The sequence below is a fragment of the Priestia sp. JV24 genome (assembly GCF_025910025.1).
Lineage (GTDB): Bacteria > Bacillota > Bacilli > Bacillales > Bacillaceae_H > Priestia > Priestia megaterium.
The window spans coordinates 300,946-317,267 of the sequence record NZ_JAPCIN010000016.1 but is presented as its reverse complement, the minus strand read 5'-3'; the positions used below and the strand labels follow the sequence as shown (position 1 = coordinate 317,267).

22 protein-coding genes and 1 pseudogene are annotated in these 16,322 nt (G+C 36.1%); all 23 read left to right on the top strand.

Features of this window, described 5'->3' with window-relative positions; all coding sequences use genetic code 11:
• Window positions 1-74 precede the first annotated feature (74 nt).
• A complete protein-coding gene (locus OK414_RS14125) occupies window positions 75-1,469 on the top strand; it encodes an MATE family efflux transporter (protein WP_263045872.1) in 1,395 nt (464 codons plus the stop codon).
• 337 nt (window positions 1,470-1,806) lie between these two features.
• A complete protein-coding gene (locus OK414_RS14120; protein WP_013057382.1) occupies window positions 1,807-2,238 on the top strand; it encodes a DUF5082 family protein in 432 nt (143 codons plus the stop codon).
• Window positions 2,235-2,492: a YwqI/YxiC family protein gene (locus OK414_RS14115; RefSeq protein ID WP_045291795.1), complete on the top strand. Its 258-nt coding sequence runs from the start codon at window positions 2,235-2,237 to the stop codon at window positions 2,490-2,492. Before OK414_RS14120 ends, OK414_RS14115 begins: the two co-directional genes overlap by 4 nt.
• A gap of 18 nt (window positions 2,493-2,510) precedes the next feature.
• A complete protein-coding gene (locus OK414_RS14110) occupies window positions 2,511-4,493 on the top strand; it encodes a ribonuclease YeeF family protein (RefSeq protein ID WP_263045871.1) in 1,983 nt (660 codons plus the stop codon).
• A gap of 2 nt (window positions 4,494-4,495) precedes the next feature.
• Window positions 4,496-4,960, top strand: coding sequence for a hypothetical protein (locus OK414_RS14105; protein WP_263045870.1), 465 nt, complete (start codon window positions 4,496-4,498; stop codon window positions 4,958-4,960).
• A gap of 225 nt (window positions 4,961-5,185) precedes the next feature.
• Window positions 5,186-5,464 carry an HNH endonuclease gene (locus OK414_RS14100; RefSeq protein ID WP_258358267.1) on the top strand — a complete coding sequence of 93 codons (279 nt, stop codon included), beginning with the start codon at window positions 5,186-5,188 and terminating at the stop codon, window positions 5,462-5,464.
• Window positions 5,461-5,949: an SMI1/KNR4 family protein gene (locus OK414_RS14095; RefSeq protein WP_034655123.1), complete on the top strand. Its 489-nt coding sequence runs from the start codon at window positions 5,461-5,463 to the stop codon at window positions 5,947-5,949. The genes OK414_RS14100 and OK414_RS14095 overlap by 4 nt, the downstream gene beginning before the upstream one ends.
• Before the next feature lie 668 nt (window positions 5,950-6,617).
• Window positions 6,618-7,104: pseudogene (locus OK414_RS14090) on the top strand (immunity protein YezG family protein).
• A 98-nt stretch (window positions 7,105-7,202) separates the two neighbouring features.
• A complete protein-coding gene (locus OK414_RS14085) occupies window positions 7,203-7,919 on the top strand; it encodes a superoxide dismutase (RefSeq protein WP_034651424.1) in 717 nt (238 codons plus the stop codon).
• Between the two features lie 64 nt (window positions 7,920-7,983).
• Complete coding sequence (locus OK414_RS29910) at window positions 7,984-8,082, top strand: SMI1/KNR4 family protein (protein WP_230586608.1); 99 nt, start codon at window positions 7,984-7,986, stop codon at window positions 8,080-8,082.
• A gap of 187 nt (window positions 8,083-8,269) precedes the next feature.
• The gene (locus OK414_RS14080; protein ID WP_263045869.1) at window positions 8,270-8,776 is read left to right on the top strand and encodes an ankyrin repeat domain-containing protein; all 507 of its coding nucleotides are present in this window, start codon (window positions 8,270-8,272) and stop codon (window positions 8,774-8,776) included.
• 318 nt (window positions 8,777-9,094) lie between these two features.
• Complete coding sequence (locus OK414_RS14075; protein WP_263045901.1) at window positions 9,095-9,583, top strand: antitoxin YezG family protein; 489 nt, start codon at window positions 9,095-9,097, stop codon at window positions 9,581-9,583.
• Between the two features lie 244 nt (window positions 9,584-9,827).
• Complete coding sequence (cdiI, locus tag OK414_RS14070) at window positions 9,828-10,205, top strand: ribonuclease toxin immunity protein CdiI (RefSeq protein ID WP_016764426.1); 378 nt, start codon at window positions 9,828-9,830, stop codon at window positions 10,203-10,205.
• Window positions 10,206-10,344: 139 nt separating this feature from the next.
• Complete coding sequence (locus tag OK414_RS14065; RefSeq protein ID WP_016764425.1) at window positions 10,345-10,845, top strand: ankyrin repeat domain-containing protein; 501 nt, start codon at window positions 10,345-10,347, stop codon at window positions 10,843-10,845.
• 30 nt (window positions 10,846-10,875) lie between these two features.
• Window positions 10,876-11,670: an Imm47 family immunity protein gene (imm47, locus tag OK414_RS14060; protein ID WP_016764424.1), complete on the top strand. Its 795-nt coding sequence runs from the start codon at window positions 10,876-10,878 to the stop codon at window positions 11,668-11,670.
• 74 nt (window positions 11,671-11,744) lie between these two features.
• Window positions 11,745-12,368 carry a hypothetical protein gene (locus OK414_RS14055; RefSeq protein ID WP_263045868.1) on the top strand — a complete coding sequence of 208 codons (624 nt, stop codon included), beginning with the start codon at window positions 11,745-11,747 and terminating at the stop codon, window positions 12,366-12,368.
• On the top strand, window positions 12,355-12,774 hold the full coding sequence (locus OK414_RS14050) for a hypothetical protein (protein ID WP_034651430.1): 420 nt from the start codon (window positions 12,355-12,357) through the stop codon (window positions 12,772-12,774). The genes OK414_RS14055 and OK414_RS14050 overlap by 14 nt, the downstream gene beginning before the upstream one ends.
• 37 nt (window positions 12,775-12,811) lie before the next feature.
• Window positions 12,812-13,228, top strand: a complete 417-nt coding sequence (locus tag OK414_RS14045) for a tetratricopeptide repeat protein (RefSeq protein WP_263045867.1) — start codon at window positions 12,812-12,814, stop codon at window positions 13,226-13,228.
• Between the two features lie 272 nt (window positions 13,229-13,500).
• Window positions 13,501-14,013, top strand: coding sequence for an ankyrin repeat domain-containing protein (locus OK414_RS14040; protein WP_034651436.1), 513 nt, complete (start codon window positions 13,501-13,503; stop codon window positions 14,011-14,013).
• Window positions 14,004-14,462 carry an immunity protein YezG family protein gene (locus OK414_RS14035; protein WP_016764419.1) on the top strand — a complete coding sequence of 153 codons (459 nt, stop codon included), beginning with the start codon at window positions 14,004-14,006 and terminating at the stop codon, window positions 14,460-14,462. The genes OK414_RS14040 and OK414_RS14035 overlap by 10 nt, the downstream gene beginning before the upstream one ends.
• Before the next feature lie 76 nt (window positions 14,463-14,538).
• Window positions 14,539-15,051 carry an Imm6 family immunity protein gene (locus tag OK414_RS14030; protein WP_034651439.1) on the top strand — a complete coding sequence of 171 codons (513 nt, stop codon included), beginning with the start codon at window positions 14,539-14,541 and terminating at the stop codon, window positions 15,049-15,051.
• Window positions 15,052-15,167: 116 nt separating this feature from the next.
• Window positions 15,168-15,698, top strand: a complete 531-nt coding sequence (locus tag OK414_RS14025) for an ankyrin repeat domain-containing protein (protein ID WP_016764417.1) — start codon at window positions 15,168-15,170, stop codon at window positions 15,696-15,698.
• A gap of 53 nt (window positions 15,699-15,751) precedes the next feature.
• The gene (locus tag OK414_RS14020; protein ID WP_263045866.1) at window positions 15,752-16,246 is read left to right on the top strand and encodes a hypothetical protein; all 495 of its coding nucleotides are present in this window, start codon (window positions 15,752-15,754) and stop codon (window positions 16,244-16,246) included.
• The last annotated feature ends 76 nt before the right edge of the window (window positions 16,247-16,322 follow it).

Genomic DNA, 16,322 nt, shown 5'->3' with positions numbered 1-16,322 from the left:
GGGATGTATACAAAGGAAATGTGTGGTAAGATACTTCTTGTTTGAAATTGGATATCGGTAAAGAAGGTGATGGGATGACCGCGGTCGAAACAAAAAAAGGGCCAAAAGAAAAGCTGAATTTGTTTTTCTTAACGTGGCCGATCTTTTTAGAAGTGTTTCTTTTTATGTTAATGGGGATTGCTGATACCTTTATGCTAAGTGCGCTGTCGGATGATGCCGTATCAGGAGTCGGAGCAGCCAATCAATACCTTCACATTGCGATTTTGGTGTTAGAGGTCATTGGTAACGGAGCGGCAATTGTTGTCTCTCAGTATTTAGGATCAAAACGGTATATGGAAGCGTCAAAGATTTCTGCTTTGGCCGTTACGTTAAATTTAGGAGTCGGGCTAGTTATTAGCGCGGGTTTTCTTTTGTTTTCAAGGCATATGATGGAAGCGATGAACTTACAAGGTGACGTGCTGATGTATGCACAAAGCTATTTATCCATCGTCGGAGGAGCTATTTTTCTTCAAGCGATTATTAACTCTCTTGCAGCGATTATTCGCGTACACGGCTTTACGAAGCAGGCGATGTTTGTTTCACTTGGAATGAACATTTTTCATATTGCAGGAAACTATGCTTTAATCTTTGGGAAGTTCGGCTTTCCGGAAATGGGCGTGCAAGGAGCAGCGATTTCATCCGCGTTCAGCCGATTTGTTGCGCTGATTGTGTTCTTTTGGCTGCTGTATCAAGTGATGGAATATAGAGTGAAATTTCAGTACTACATTACGCTTTCAAAAGAATATATCGGCAAAATTTTAAAAATCGGTATTCCGTCGGCTTTTGAACAGGTTATGTATCAAGGCTGTCAAATTGTCTTTTTATACTATGCAACCTACCTAGGAGCAGAATCACTTGCTGCGAGACAGTACGCGATGAATATTTCAATGTTCATTTACTTATTTGCCATTGCAATTGGAATGGGTACAGCGATTATTGTCGGCCGTTTAGTAGGCGGAAACGAAAAAGATGAGGCGTACCATCGCGTATGGAAAAGCGTCAAATGGGCCAGTGCCGTAACGATGATGATGGTTGTTCTTGTGATGACATTCAGAACACAGCTGATCAGCGTGTTTACAGCCAATCCGCATATCATTGAGCTTGGGGCGACGGTGCTGCTTCTGAGCATTGTGCTTGAAACGGGAAGAACGATGAACATTGTGCTGATTAACTCGCTGCGGGCAGCGGGAGATGCCAAATATCCGGTGTTAATTGGTGCGATGTCGATGGTCATGATGAGCTTGCCGCTCGGTTATTTCTTCGTTTTCCATTTAGACATGGGGCTCGCTGGCATTTGGCTTGCCATCGCAGCCGATGAATGGACGCGCGCAGTTATTATGTTTTTCCGCTGGAAAAGCCGAGCATGGGAAAACTACGGACTTGTGCAGCACGAACAAACAGCTGAAGAACCAACGCCGGTTCAAGTATAAAACAAAACCTCTGCAGAATGTGCAGAGGTTTTTTGCTGTGTAAAAAAACGAAGTGAAGTTGGTCTTTTTACGCAAAAAGCTTTAATTTGTGGAAAAAAACGGGTATGGGTACAAAGGAATGGTTTTATTCTACTTATTCTTTGTTTTAGATAACAGTATATGGTTGGATAACGTATTTAGACATGAGTCTTTTTTCTCTTATTTTTCATTTTTATCTCAATTCATGAAACTAGAAGTATAAAAAAAGAGAGTTTTTTCCTATTTAGCTATAATGAGACAAATTTTATACTTATAATTATTGGATTAAACTTGAAATGTGCGGAACAGGAGGAACGATATGGGGTTAGGAAGCGTATTAGACGGACTGCTGGGAGAAGTATCTGGAAGAGTCTCAGATGTAGAAGGAAAGATCTCTAAGCTAAGAACAGCTAAAAGTAAAATTGAGCATGAACAAGCTGTTTCATTAAAAGAAATTGAACACATCAAAAAGCCTGAGCTGGGAGACAAATGGACGGGTACGTTATCGGATGATTTTGACGAAAAACGTACGGCAGCCTACGACAACATAAAAGGCATTTTAGACGGTGATTACGATGGATACATTCGTGAAATTGAAACAAAGATATGGGCGCTAGAAGCTGAAAAAGGAGCTTTGAGCGGCTTGAACGCCGTTATTGGAGAAGCGGATTCTTTATTAGCTAAAGGTGAAGAAGCTTACGACGCAGTAGAAAACAAGATTAGTGAAATTAGAAGGGGGCTGTTTTCATGACAATTAAGCTTGATCACGCTGATGTTATCAAAAAGCTTGAAGCAGTCAGCACAGCGATTGGAAATTTATCCATTAGCAAAATGCCTGACCTTGGAAAAAACAGCCTTGATACTACAGAGAAATGGGCAGCGCGCGAAGAAGAAATTCAAACGCTTATTTCTACTTATATAAAAGCACTAAACAAAAACGTAAAAGATACAAAATCTAATGTAGACTTACTAAAAGAACAAGACGAATCTATTATCCATTCGTAGCAGCAAAGGGGGATGACTGTGGGAAAGGTATACGATGCAAAAGCGCTGTTTGATGTAGCAAAAGACAGGGAAAAAGCCTACGATGAGTTACTCAGCCAGCTGGGTGAACTGAAAAAAGCGCTGCAGGGCGTAGCGGACTTAGAAGGCAGCTTAGAAGGAAAAGGCGCTGACAATATAAAATCTTTTTATAAGCAGCACGCCGATACGGCCGGACAGTGGGAAAACTTAATTAAAATGCAGCAAAGCTACTTTTCAACGCTTCACGTTAAAGCTGAAAAAGCAAAGCTATCAGGAAGCACGATTGTAGATGAATCATTTTTAGAAACAGAGCTAAAAAACGCCAACAGCAATGCTAAAGAAATGGTTGCGCAGCAGCACGACGATCTGCAGAGTATTTTAAACGGCATTGACGATATCGTCTCTATTTCAGCATTTTCAACGAGTGAGTTTAACGATAAAATAGAAGAAGCAGAGAAAAAACGCACCGATACAATTGAAGCAGTGAACCAGCTTGACGCTGAATGGTCAAAAGAATACAGCGAAATGGACGATTTCTATGCGGTAGTGGATATGCTAGTAAGCGGCTTAGAGCTTGCTACGAGTCAAGGAGGAAGTGTCTATCAGCTTGCCTTTGACGAAAAAGCCTATCACGACAGCGAGCTGTATAAAGTTCAAACAAAGCTAAACGACTATGCAACTTCATATGTTGACTACAACAAGCAGCAAGAAGAAGTATACGAGCTGGAAAAAAAGCAAGAAGAAGAAGCAAACAAGCCGTGGTATGAAAAAACGTGGGACGCGGTTTCTACCTTTACAGGAGAGGTCAGCGGATATTATGATTATAAACGAGCAGCAGAAGGCGTGGACCCTGTTACGGGTGAAAAACTTTCCACCTCACAGCGCGTCGCAGCAGGAGCCATGGCAGCAGCCGGCTTCATTCCGGTTGTCGGCTGGGTAGGAAGAGCCGCAAAAGGCGGAAAAGCCATCTACAAAACGGCTAAAGGCCTAAGCGCAGCGGATCACGCCTTAGACGCCTATAAATCCGCCAAATCCTTCAAAGTCCTGGAGCAAACCGAAAAAGGCCTCTACGGTCTTGTGGCTGCAAACGGGCTAGGAGAATATATGACCGGACGCGACATGTTCGGGAATAAAATCAGTGAAGAGCAGCGTAAAGCAAGTCTTCTGCAAGCATTAGGAATTGCTGGAGCTGGGGCGCTTTCTACGAAGGTAGCGGGGAAAACAGCGAAAGCAGGCGCTAATGCCGTGGCAAACGGAGCGAAGAAGCTTAGTGATATGCGTAATTCACTTCGTACTGAAGTTATTACGAACAGAGCCCGCAGTGCGTACCAAAGCGTTCAAAAAAGCTCTCCATCGTGGACTCAATCCTTAAAGAAAACGTATAACAATATTCTAGATTCAAATATGCCGAGACTCATGCCAGAATTAGCGCCTCTAGGCCCAGACTTGGGCCAAAGAACGGTTCGAGAGACGTTGCAGAACTCAAAAAATTATGTTATGCAGAAAGCTGAGAAAGTTTCGGCTGTTTCTAAGGTTACTAGTGAAGTTACACCCAAAAAGAAATCTCTACCAGATTGGCTGAAAGATCGTTGGCAAGCAGGTAATAATTTTAATAAGGAAAATCGTCCTCGTTACCCTTATAATGAAGTAGAGTTGGAGGCAAAAGAAGTAGGAGGCAAAAAGTACGTAGTTGACTCATACGCACCTAACAAGGAAATAGTATCGAGAAAATTTACTCAACTTAGCGAAGTGCAAGAAAAGACAGCTAAGAGCTACTTAAATGAAATTACCAAAAAATATTCTTCAGGATCCAAAATATCAAATAGTACTTTTAATCCTAATGCTCTCAAAGGAGGGCGGCTTAAAGGTGAATTAATATTAGAAGTACCAGTTCAAAATAAAACAATTCCGCAAACAATTCTTGACGAAGCAACAAAAAACCGGATTGTGATTAGGGATATTAAAGGGAAGGTGTATAATTGACTATGGAAATTTATTATTGTGACGAATGGTCCGACATCAAAAAGAAGCCTTGGAATATTCTTGATGATCGTACTGCATACACGAATCATCAAAAACATGAACCATATACGGCAGTATTAATGGAAGATGAGAAACCTAAGTATATTATAAATGTTACAAATGAATGGGTTTCGGTAGGGTTTTATGATGACCTAATTCGTAAATATTTAAATTATGATTTTGAAGTTATGAGTGAGGGTAAGATTTTTTTAAGAACAGCCATATATTGGGAGTACGATGATGAAACTGATACAGAAGTAAGTAGCTTGATTTTGGGTTTCAGAGAAGATGGCTATATAGCAATGGAAAAGCGGGATTTAAAGCACGGCTCAGTCGAGGAGCGCGAGACTAACGATACCCTTGAAGGAAATTGGGATGCATTTCCTGAATTTGGCCAGTACATTCATTTGTGCAAAGAGGAAAGGTAACGTATTTAAAGCGTTCTCCAGTGCATAAGTGTTATACGAGAAGTTTTATTTATAAGCGGATAAAGCAATTGAATAAAAAGGTAATTAAAATATTTGAGTTGGACAAACAGAACAAGAATACGTTTGAGAATAGAGACTTCACGAAGGTGATATATGCCATCATGGAGTCTTATTTTAATATGTGAATAATGAGAAAAGAAAGGGAAATGGGCCGGATGACATTTTATGTATATAGCTATAAAAGAGAGTCTGTTCAAAGTAACTGATGATAGACAATTTAAAGAATGTACAGAGCTGTTAAAAGAAGCGATTGGACACGAGGAAATATCTAAAGACATATTTACATTAAAACAACTTCGAGATATTGAAAATGGTGAAGCTAGAATCAAAGGATTAACATGGCACCATCATCAGGTACCTGGTAAGATGCAACTTGTGGTATCTAAAACGCACAAAGTAAATCATTTAGGTGGAAATAAATTATGGAGAGATGGTATCAGATGAGTAATATAAATTGGAGATCATGGGACGAACCAGTCACTAAGAATGAAGTGGAGAATGTTGGAGAAAAATTAGGAGTGAAATTTCCCTTAGATTATATAGAGGTTGCTATGGATTATAATGGTGCCCATGTTAGTCCTGAATTATTTCAAGTTGAAGGAAAAGAAAAGGTATTTGGAACATTATTAACATATGACGTTGAAGATGATGAGCATATTCTAGAAGTCTTTAATGATTATCAGGATACACTTCCGAAAAAGTTAATCCCTTTTGCTTTCGATCCGTCTGGAAACTTAATATGCTTTGATTATAAAGATCATGAAGATAATCCGATTGTGGTTTTTTGGGAACATGAAAATGCTTGGGAGAAAGAAATGTTAATCGAGAAAGAGGGTTTAACGGAAGAGCAGGCGGAAGAGCGTGCAAGAGAGAATGTATTTTATGTTGCAACAACATTTACTGAATTTCTTGATAAGTTACATGACTAAGGGTTAAGAGTAAACACTTAGCTCATGGAGGTTGTATGGCTGTGGAATTGTGTAACAATATTTTGTGGGAAAAACAGATACACTTACTAGGCCGGATGGAATTTTAAATTTCGAAATTATTCGTTACATGGAGCACACAAGAAACTTACAACTTATTCTATATAGCTAACTATAAAGCACTTGATGGTCTATAACAGCCAGCAAGTACTTTCTTTTATCTGAGGATATATAATTTCAAAGAGTCTTCATTTTTATTTGTTTCAATTAAATAGCTAAAGGCCTAAGCGCAGCGGATCACTCCTTAGACGCCTACAAATCCGCCAAATCCTTCAAAGTCCTGGAGCAAACCGAAAAAGGCCTCTACGATATTGTTACCATAAATGGCTTGACAGAATACATAACCAGACGCGACATGTTGAGGAACAACATTAGTGCAGGTAAAATAGATAACAATCGTTCTAATAGAATTTGGTTTATTATGGAGAAAGATAAAGGTTGGGCAAATGCTTTGAAGGAAGCTTTTCTAAAAAAGTATCGGTAAAAATATTTTTCTGTTAAAAATGGCATTCAATACGCCCTATTAAATTTAGAATATAGTATCAAATTGAAGGTGAAGAATTAGAGAGAGTAACAATTAAAAATCAGGCGGGAGGATAAATTTTATGCAAATGGAAATTCAGTTACAGGAATTGTATCAAGAAATAGCAGAAACGGTTAATAATATGATTCCAGAAGAATGGGAAAGATTTTATTTTTATGCACAGATTGATGAATCCGGGGGGGCGAGTTTACATTTTTTATAAATCAATTAGAGATAATAGCTACACGTATAGTCTAGATATACCGAAACAATTTAATCCATCGGAACTAGAATTTAATAATAAAGAAGATAAGTTTTTTGATCTTAGTGAACAGCTTAGAGAAATCTTTAAAGAAAATAGCCAGGAGCTATGGTATTCTTTTACGCTAATGTTAGATCAAACAGGGAAGTTCTCTGTATCATTTGATTATACAGATTGGTTGAATACAGATTACGGATTTGTAGCACAGAAAAAGATTTGGAAGTATAAATATTTAGATGAAGCACCAGCGGATGAAAAAACTAAAAGTTTAATAGATCAATATTTAAAAGAATATCCAAAGAATCCTATTTAAATAATTATTAAGGCTATACAAATGAAGGAAGCAGTAAACACAAAGTGAAAATACAGGGCTTAATAGCTAGATTTTAGAAGAATAGGGAGTGGGTAGAAATGATGCTTCAAGATAAGTTGAATTTCTTAAATAAATATACATTAAGTGAAGAACTATCTGTAAGCTTAATAGAGTCTAATGACATTGATTATATCCAAAAGGATTTAATTCCTGATGAATGGAGAGAAATTTTAAAAGAGAAAAATAAATCTAGTAAGATAAGTAGGGTATTAAATATATGGAAAAGATATGTAAGTAATGAAATGAGCAACACCATATCTTTTTTAAAGGGATTTTTGATAGATGTTGAATTAATGGCTATTGGTGATCGGTATTCGATATTATATTCGGTGAAAAATGCCAGAGGGAAAATTTTATATTATGAAGGCCGAAATCCTAAAGAGTACTTTAATAACGAACAGCTTGAAGAAGATTGGAGTAAAATTCCAGATAAAATTAGAAGCTTTTATGAAAATGTTCATAGTGGGTTTTACTACTATCCAAGTAAGTCAATGGGGTTAGAGTCCCTAGAAGATATCACATATTTAGACGATTATGAATGGGACATTATTGAAGAAATTGGAGAACGTAATTTAAAAATTGACTTCGCATCTTCATATGGATTTTTCAGTAATGGAATGGGAACTTATGTAGTAGTGGATTATAAAAACAGTTTGGGTGACAACGCCACTTTGTGGTCTTCAAAAGAAGAGCCAGAGTATAATCTAAACTTTTGGGATGTAGTAGATGAATGGATGGTTATAGGATTTGAATAAGTATATAAGCGTAGAGAAAGAAAGTAACAAGTAGTGAAAAAATAGGAAAGTAGATAGTAATAGCATTGTTTTACCTTTACCAAATGATGAACTATTAAATACCGTTGAAAAAAGCTTAAGAATTTCATTTCCAAAATCATATCATGAATTTATAAAAAAATAATGGGGTTGTTCCAATTTCAAATGAATTTAGCCATGACGAGAGTGATTGTATTATTGAACGGTTTTTATGTGTTCTTGAAGATAACGAATCGGATCATATAAATGGTTGGTACGATGTTGAAGTTATTATTGCGCAAATTGGTGAGAGGTTAACTGACAATGAAGATTCAAATGAAGGAGTTTGCATAGTGGACCGAAACCATAGTAAGAAAGCGATAAGAAATGCCATTAAAACTGGCGATATCAATGCAGTGAAAAAACTAATAGGTGATGATATAGAGACTTTGAATACCGTGACTGTATTTGGTACGTGGTTACATGTAGCGGTTAAAAAGGAGAACCTTCAAATCGTCCGGTATTTAGTTGAAAAAGGAATTGATGTTAATGCGAAAGGCGGGACATTTGATGCTTCTGCGTTAAATCTAGCAGCTGGATCTGGCAATTTAGAGATAGTAAAGTATTTAATAGAATCTGGAGCAGAACTAGATGTGAGCTTAGCGAAGAGAAATCCGCTGTTTGGAGCAATTTATGGGGGGCATCAAGAAGTAGTTAAATATTTAGTACAAAAAGGAATAGATGTGTCCATTAGATACACGGGAGAAAACATCAAAAATATGAATGCCTATGAATATGCAAAGGAGTTTGGGCAGACTGAGATTGCTGAATATTTAAAGCAAAGGATGACTGGAAATTGATTGGGTTTAGATTGTCTCTCATGCAGGTGGTACAAATTGCTTAAGAGCAAAAAAATGAGGAGAGAAGTTGTTAAATTAGGAAAAGAATTCGAAAACAGTCGAATTCTTTTTTATGTTGGAGTAAAAAGTTAGTATTTGAAGTGTAAAAAACGCAATGTAGGAAGTGGAGAGAACGCATTTAGTACTTTAGTGTCTTATATTAAGAGTAATGAGGAGTTTATTGTAGTGGTTTATAATAGTTATAGAGAAACATTACTGTGTGGTACAGAGAACACTTTATAAAACGGAAAAACAGTTAGGTGGTCGAACATATTGAGTATGGAAACAGAAATAAATCAATTTTATAGAGAAATTTCTGAAACAGTGAATGAAATGATTCCTACACAATGGACAAAGATTTATTTTCACGCTCAAATATCCGAAACGGGAGGAGGAACTTGCTTTTTTTATAATACCCTTGAGAATGAAAAGAACTATAAATATAGTTTAGAAATTCCTTATGAATACGATATTGATAAAGAATTTTATAAAATGAAGGATCGAGCTTTATTTGAGTTAAGTAATAGATTAAGAAACGTTTTTAAAGATAATCAGCAAGAACTTTGGTACTCTTTTACACTATCTGTTAATAGCGATGGCAAATTGAAGGTGCATTATGATTATACAAATTGGTTTGACACGGATTACAGCTTTGATGACCAGCTAGTGATTTGGGAATATAAATATTTAGGAACAGAACCAGATGATAGCGAAAGTAAGACTTTAATCAATAAGTATTTAAATGAGTATCCCAATAATCCAATTTAGCATAAATCCAGTATTTGTGGTTAAATTCCCACATCATGAAGGTACTAAATTAACCCTGGAAAAATTACATCAAGAGGACTTTTTATAAGTGTAGAAATAAATATTTATTACCAATCTTTATTTTATTTGCAGGAGATTTTGTGTGTTTAGATTATAGAGGTTCAAGAGATAACCCTAGCGTTTGCGTAGTGGTCACGGTCAAATAGTAAATGTTGATTCAATTAATTATAAAAGGGTGATACGAATGCAGAAAATCGTAGAATTATTTCATGATATAGATTGTACGTTGTCTCCCATGATAAGTTTTTATAGCGCTTTATCAGATCAAAAATTTTTAAAAGTCTTACACTATTTTTCAGAGGAAACTGGTTATGGAAATGAGTACTACACTTGTACATTTTCAGGAGACTTAGAGCCGTGGGAAGAGGGCTATGTGGAAAACGGCATTGAATTTCTAGACGGTACGGGTGACACTGACAAAAGTGTTATTGTCGATTATGAAACGTTTTTAACTTACTTGCACAAAATTTGCCACGTATATATGGAAGATCATGCCCATGATAAAGAAAAAGTGATGGCTCTTTTACATAAAATCAAACAAAATCATAGTAATGAAGACTAGTAGGAGTATATGAAGAAGCAACGAATCGAGTCTTGCTATAGACAATAAGCTCCCCACACTACAGCGCATTACACCAAGCAGAGAGACGATATATTTTGGAGAGAATTCTACAAAGTAGAAAGTAGAGGGAAAACGAAAAATGGAAATAACTCAAATGACAAAAGCTATTAGAGGTGCTATAAAAGGTGGTCACTTAAATAAGGTGAGAGACTTACTTGAGAAAGAGCCAGAAATGTTAACATGGGTTACACCTTTTGGCACATGGCTACATGTAGCGACAGCTCATGGTCATTTAGAAATTGTACAATACCTTATTCGTGCTGGAATAGATGTTAATGCACAAGGAGGAACTTTTTCTACCAATGCCTTAGAAAGAGCGGCTGCAAAAGGACATATAGATATTGCTAAGTATCTTATTAACCATAATATTAAAATTGATATCAGTGAACCAGATAAAAATCCGCTGTTTGCTGCTATATATAACGGTCATTTTGAGATGGTTAAACTGTTAGTTGAGAATCATATTAATATATCGATTACATACTCTGGTGAAAATATGAAAGAGATGGATGCTTATGCATTTGCGATTGAACGAGGACAAATAGAAATTGCTGAATATTTAAAGAGAAAGTTGAAATAGATAATTTACTTAGCGAAAGCAGGTGTAATGATGGTAGGCTCAAGAAACCTTATGAATAGTATATGGTTTGGTGAAAAGACCACTTTATCTCAAGCTGAAATAAAAGAACATCTATTGAAAAGCCATACAGAAAGGGACATTTTATTTAATTTAATCGAGTTATATAAAATAGGGGATTTTACTCAAAAGCCGCTATTAATTCAATTGATGAACGGGACTCAAGATGAAGCGGTTTTGAATTTGTGTATAAGGGTCTTTTTCGCTATCGCAACACATGACGACTTAAGAGATTCAAATAATCTGCGATTTTTGAGTAAAAGTACCGAAGAAACGGTTGATACGTTTGCATCCGCAGCGACAACATCACTTTCTCTTGAAGTAGTTCCGTATTTATTGGCTTTACTTGAAGACTGGAATGAAATTGACGATACGGCTATTATCATAAAGGATTCGCTTGATTTTTTCCTTGACTATGAAGCGAAAATCGGAGAAGAGGCGACTGCCGAGGAAATAGGAGACTATTATGTTGAGTATTGCAATGAGAATGATCCAGAAAGTTATTACTTTCAACAAAATGTAGCTTTTCCCGGAGACTTAACAAAAAAATTAGTCCAAAGAGCGATGAGTGCAGCACATAACGAAGAACCATTAAAAATGGAGTTGATTCCATCTTTATTATCCATTTTAACTGGGGAAAAAGTGCCTGGAGATTACCGCACAATTATGAATGCAAGCTATTATAAAAAAATGATGGAGTATATTTACAATCTTTCCATTAAAAGCTGGGAAAAAGGACAAAAGTATTTTTATGGGTATAAGCTATAGAAAGAAACCATACGTACTGTCCAAACGCAATCCATTTGGTAACAAAATTAGTGGAAAAAGAAAGGGAAGAATAATTGAAAAAATTCATTAGAAATATAGGGGATAAAGTAGTCGTAGTTCAAGCAGAATATGAATTAAAAATGCAGGTTGAGAGTCTATTTCGTATCTTTGAAACGATAGAAAGAGAAAAATGGACTGACGGGTTTTCGATACAAATAGGGTGGTCGAACTTTATTGTTTCTGTAAAGAATGAAGAGTATTACATTCTTTCACCGGACTATTCAGGGAATCCCTTTGAGGATTATACAGAAGATTTAACGCTTTCTCTATGGGCGCAGTTGGAACAAGTTCACTTTTTGCGCAAGTTAAACATGAAAAATGGTGAAGGTGTCAGCTTTAGAGATAAAGTCGTGGTAGCTAAAAATATACTAGAAGTAGATAGCATTTACTTACAAAGAAGCGGCGGAGCTGAACGAGGAGATTCTGGCTGGTACATAGGGCCGGTACATGAAGAAGATGATACAGAAGAGCTTGAGGCTTTTTATGTTTATCAATTATTAAAGATTCGTCCATCCCTTATTCAAGTTTTAGCGTTACCATATGAATATATGGTGATTTTTGAAAGAGATCAAGTGAAGGCAGTATTAAATGAAAGAGATGAAGATATTTTGAGTGGAGGAAGAAATGATACAAATTGACCCTGAAAAGCAAGTGAGAATGGAGAAATATAAGACCAAAAGCGATGAATGCTTTGGAAATAATGATTACGAAACATCTATAGATTTATTGGTACAAGCTTGGGGTGAAATTCCACAGCCTAAAGGTTTATATCCTGACACTTACAATATTGTACGGGATATTATTGATACATTTACAGTGATAAAGAATTACAAAAGCGCTAAGCAATGGTTAAATCATTTATATACATCGGATTTTGAAAGAATAGATGACGGAGAGCGTGAATTTTTATCAGGAACTATTTATTATGAGTTGGGCGAATTAAATGTTGCAAAAGAATTTTTTGATATTGCCAATAAAAAGTCAGAAGGAAGATCGTTCGAAGGGCAAGATGTCAAATATATAAAGCTGCTAAAAGGATCATGAAGATGAAACCTTATTATTTCAGTAGGGAGATGCTGTAATGGAAATGAACGATCAACTTCACCAGCGAATTGTCAAGTTATGTGAAGAAGGTGATCGATTTGCTGAACTGAAACAAATGAGTGAAGCGATTGCTTCTTATCAACGAGCACTTGAATTAGTTCCAGAGCCAAAGGAAAAATGGTCAGCGGCTACGTGGATTTACGGAACTTTAGGTGATACATACTTTTTAATAAAAAACTACGAAGATGCTATACGCAGCTTGGAATATGCCTTGAAGTGTCCGGCCGGAAATGAAAATCTTTTTCTGTTGTTGCGGTTAGGGGAAAGTTTTTGTGAGCTTGGAGAGTTTGAAAAAGCAAAAGCGTATTTGTACAAGGCTTATCAAATTGAAGATTATAAAATCTTTTTTCAGGAAGATGATAAATACTTTAAACTTATTATAGAGTTAATTTAAATAGAGAAAAATACAGTTTAAGTGAAGAGTAAAACCCTCAGTAGAGCAGGCTATTGAGGATTTTTGATTTTAATGCATAGGAAGAGGGCTGTGAACCAATATGCTGAAATAGAGTAAGAGTTTAATAGAGCACTATTTAAAAGAGTATCCAAATAATCCTATTTAAATCATTAGATGAATTCTGGAAGAGGTTTCAGAAGACTAAAGGGATCTCTCTGATACTATAAACTGGTGAAGAATCCGTATGAACAAAAATATCTTAGGAGGTTTCTATGGATAATAAGGAAAGAGCAGTTAAAACTTATGATTTAATTAAGAACGGTGATACAGAACAAGCAAAAGAGATTCTGATTACAGATAAAAGGCTGCTTGAGTTTATAACTCCTTTTGGAACGTGGCTACACGTGGCTGCTAGAGCTGGTAGCCTTGATATGATAAAGTTCTTAGTTGAATACGGGATGGATATTAACACAAATGAAGGTGTACCAAAGTCAGCGCCAATTGCACATGCAGCGAGTGTAGGTGAATTTAGCATAGTTCAGTACTTATACGATAGAGGTGCAGTATTAGATGTAAGCGATTCGAGTAGAAATCCTTTATTTTCAGCGATTTATGGCGGTCATCTTGATATTGTAAAATACCTTGTTCAGAGTGGTATTGATATTACTGTAACGTATACAGGGGATACGATGAAAAATATGGATGCCTATGAATTTGCGATTGAACGAGGACAAATAGAAATTGCTGAATATTTAAAGCAGAAGGTGGACAGTAAATGGAATTAAAGCTTAATAATATTTATCAAAAGGTGGCCGATAATTTAAAGGAAATGATACAAGAAGACTGGCGAGACATCTATTTGTATGCAGAAGTAGGAGAAGGTTCTCAAACAACGTATTTCTTTTATTATCCAAAAGGAAGCGATGAACCTATATATAGTCATGATATACCTGAACTATTTGAGGTGTCAGAACAGAGCTACTTAGTGTTATTAGATAAACAGTTAGAGTGCTTTCGTGAGTTGTTAGATGTATTTATAGAAAACAAGCAGGAGATATGGACAAGTTTAAATTTGCATTTAGGTCATGATGGGAAATTTGAGATAGACTACGGGTATGAAGATATTCTTACTGTTGACCCGTATGAACAACAGGTGATTTGGGAGTATAAGTACTTAGGGATTATTTCAGAAGATGAATATGATAAAAAGATCATAAAAAAATTTCTTTCCTAATCATAGAAGGGCAAAAGATATATGGACGGAGGCGTTAAGCTCATCATATTGAGGGAAATGGAAACGGAGTTTAAGAATGACTAATGCTAATTTCAATAGTTTAACAGAGCATGATAAAGTCATATTTTTTCTGGGGCTTTCAGAAAAAGTTGTGCCTGTACTTTCTCGTACGGAAGATCAAATTTTAGCTCAGGAAGTTATATGTAAATGCTGGGAATGGTTAAAAGACAAAGAAAATAGTGGAGATACTCTTTATGAATTATTAGATCACGAGGAAAATGGTATCACAATAATTCAAGAGACGTCAGATAATAAAACAGATGTTATAGCCTGGGACTGTATTATTGATGCAGTTGCCTTTACTAGTAGAAAAGCATTTGAAAGAGAAGGCGTCGAATATTACCCCGAACCCATTGCTTTAGTTGATGATACATTAGTAGAGCATTTTATAAATGGTTTTGAAAGATGTATAGAGAATGCAGGTAGTTACATAGAAAGATTAACTTCTTTATTAAATGATGATACGAATAGAAAAACAGTGAATGATTTGCGAACAAAAGTGTTAAGAGAACTACAAATACGACAGTAATTTTAATTGACCACAACTATTTAAAAATAAAAACGGTAGAAACAGCTAAATTATTGAGGGAGATGTCTATATTAAAACACGGCAATAATGGGCAACTACATTAAGGGGGATATGATTTGGAGAAAAACAGCGTCAATAAAGCAATAAGAAATGCAATTAAACGTGGTGACATTAACTCAGTCAAAGAATTAATAGGTAGTAATGCAGAAATTCTACACACCATGACTCCATTTGGTAGCTGGTTGCATATAGCAGCAAAAAAAGGACAGATGGAAATAGTAGAGTATCTAGTGCATAAAGGAATCGATGTAAATACAAAAGGTGATATATTTGATGCTTCTCCCTTACGAGTCGCAGCAGGTGAGGGGCATGTAGAAATAGTACAGTACTTAATCCAATCTGGAGCAGAACTAGATGTAAGCTTGGCAAAAAGAAATCCTTTATTTGCAGCAATTTACGGTGGTCATAAAAAAGTAGTTGGATATCTAGTTAATCAAGGTATAGATATTTCCGTTCAATATACCAGTGAGAATATTAAGGAAATGGATGCGTACCGATATGCTAAGGAATTTGGACAAATAGAAATTGCTGAATACTTAAAGCAAAAGCTGAATGAAAAAGTACAAAAGAGAGTGCTTAAAGATTAATTAAATCGTATATAACAGGTCACAAAGCTAATAAAAGCAAGGAGGTCCATCTCATGCTAGAACCTATATATGCTGAAAACGTAATTGTCGGAGTGATACATAAAAAGCAGTTTCAATGGTATGTGACTGACCGAGAGCTATGGTATTTAGATTATGTGAAGTTTGCGCAAGCTTTTGAAAATGAAGGTGATTTAGCGGTTGACGAATACATTGAACCTGAACGAAAAGGAATGGAGATTCTCAGCAGTGAAAATGCTGAGCTTTTTTTAAAGCGTATACAGTCATATAAAGCAGATGCAGCTACTCTTTTAAAGCTGTTTGAAGATAAAATAGAAAGCGGAGAGGAAGAAGACGTATTAGACTTTATCCCTTCGTTTTTGGTGGACTGTGATCAAAAGGTGTTCTATTCACTGTTTCCTGAGCCGGCTTCATTTGAAGAATATGTTCCAAGTGATTGGAAAGGAACGTATGAAGACTTTACAGCTTTGATTCCAGAAACAGAAAAGTATTGGATAAATAAGGACGGAGAAAGTTTATTTGAGCTGTGAGGAAGGAAAGAAGCGTTGGATAGTTCATTTCGAGTATTCAAGACCGACATGAGAAAGAGATGCTATAAATAGCATC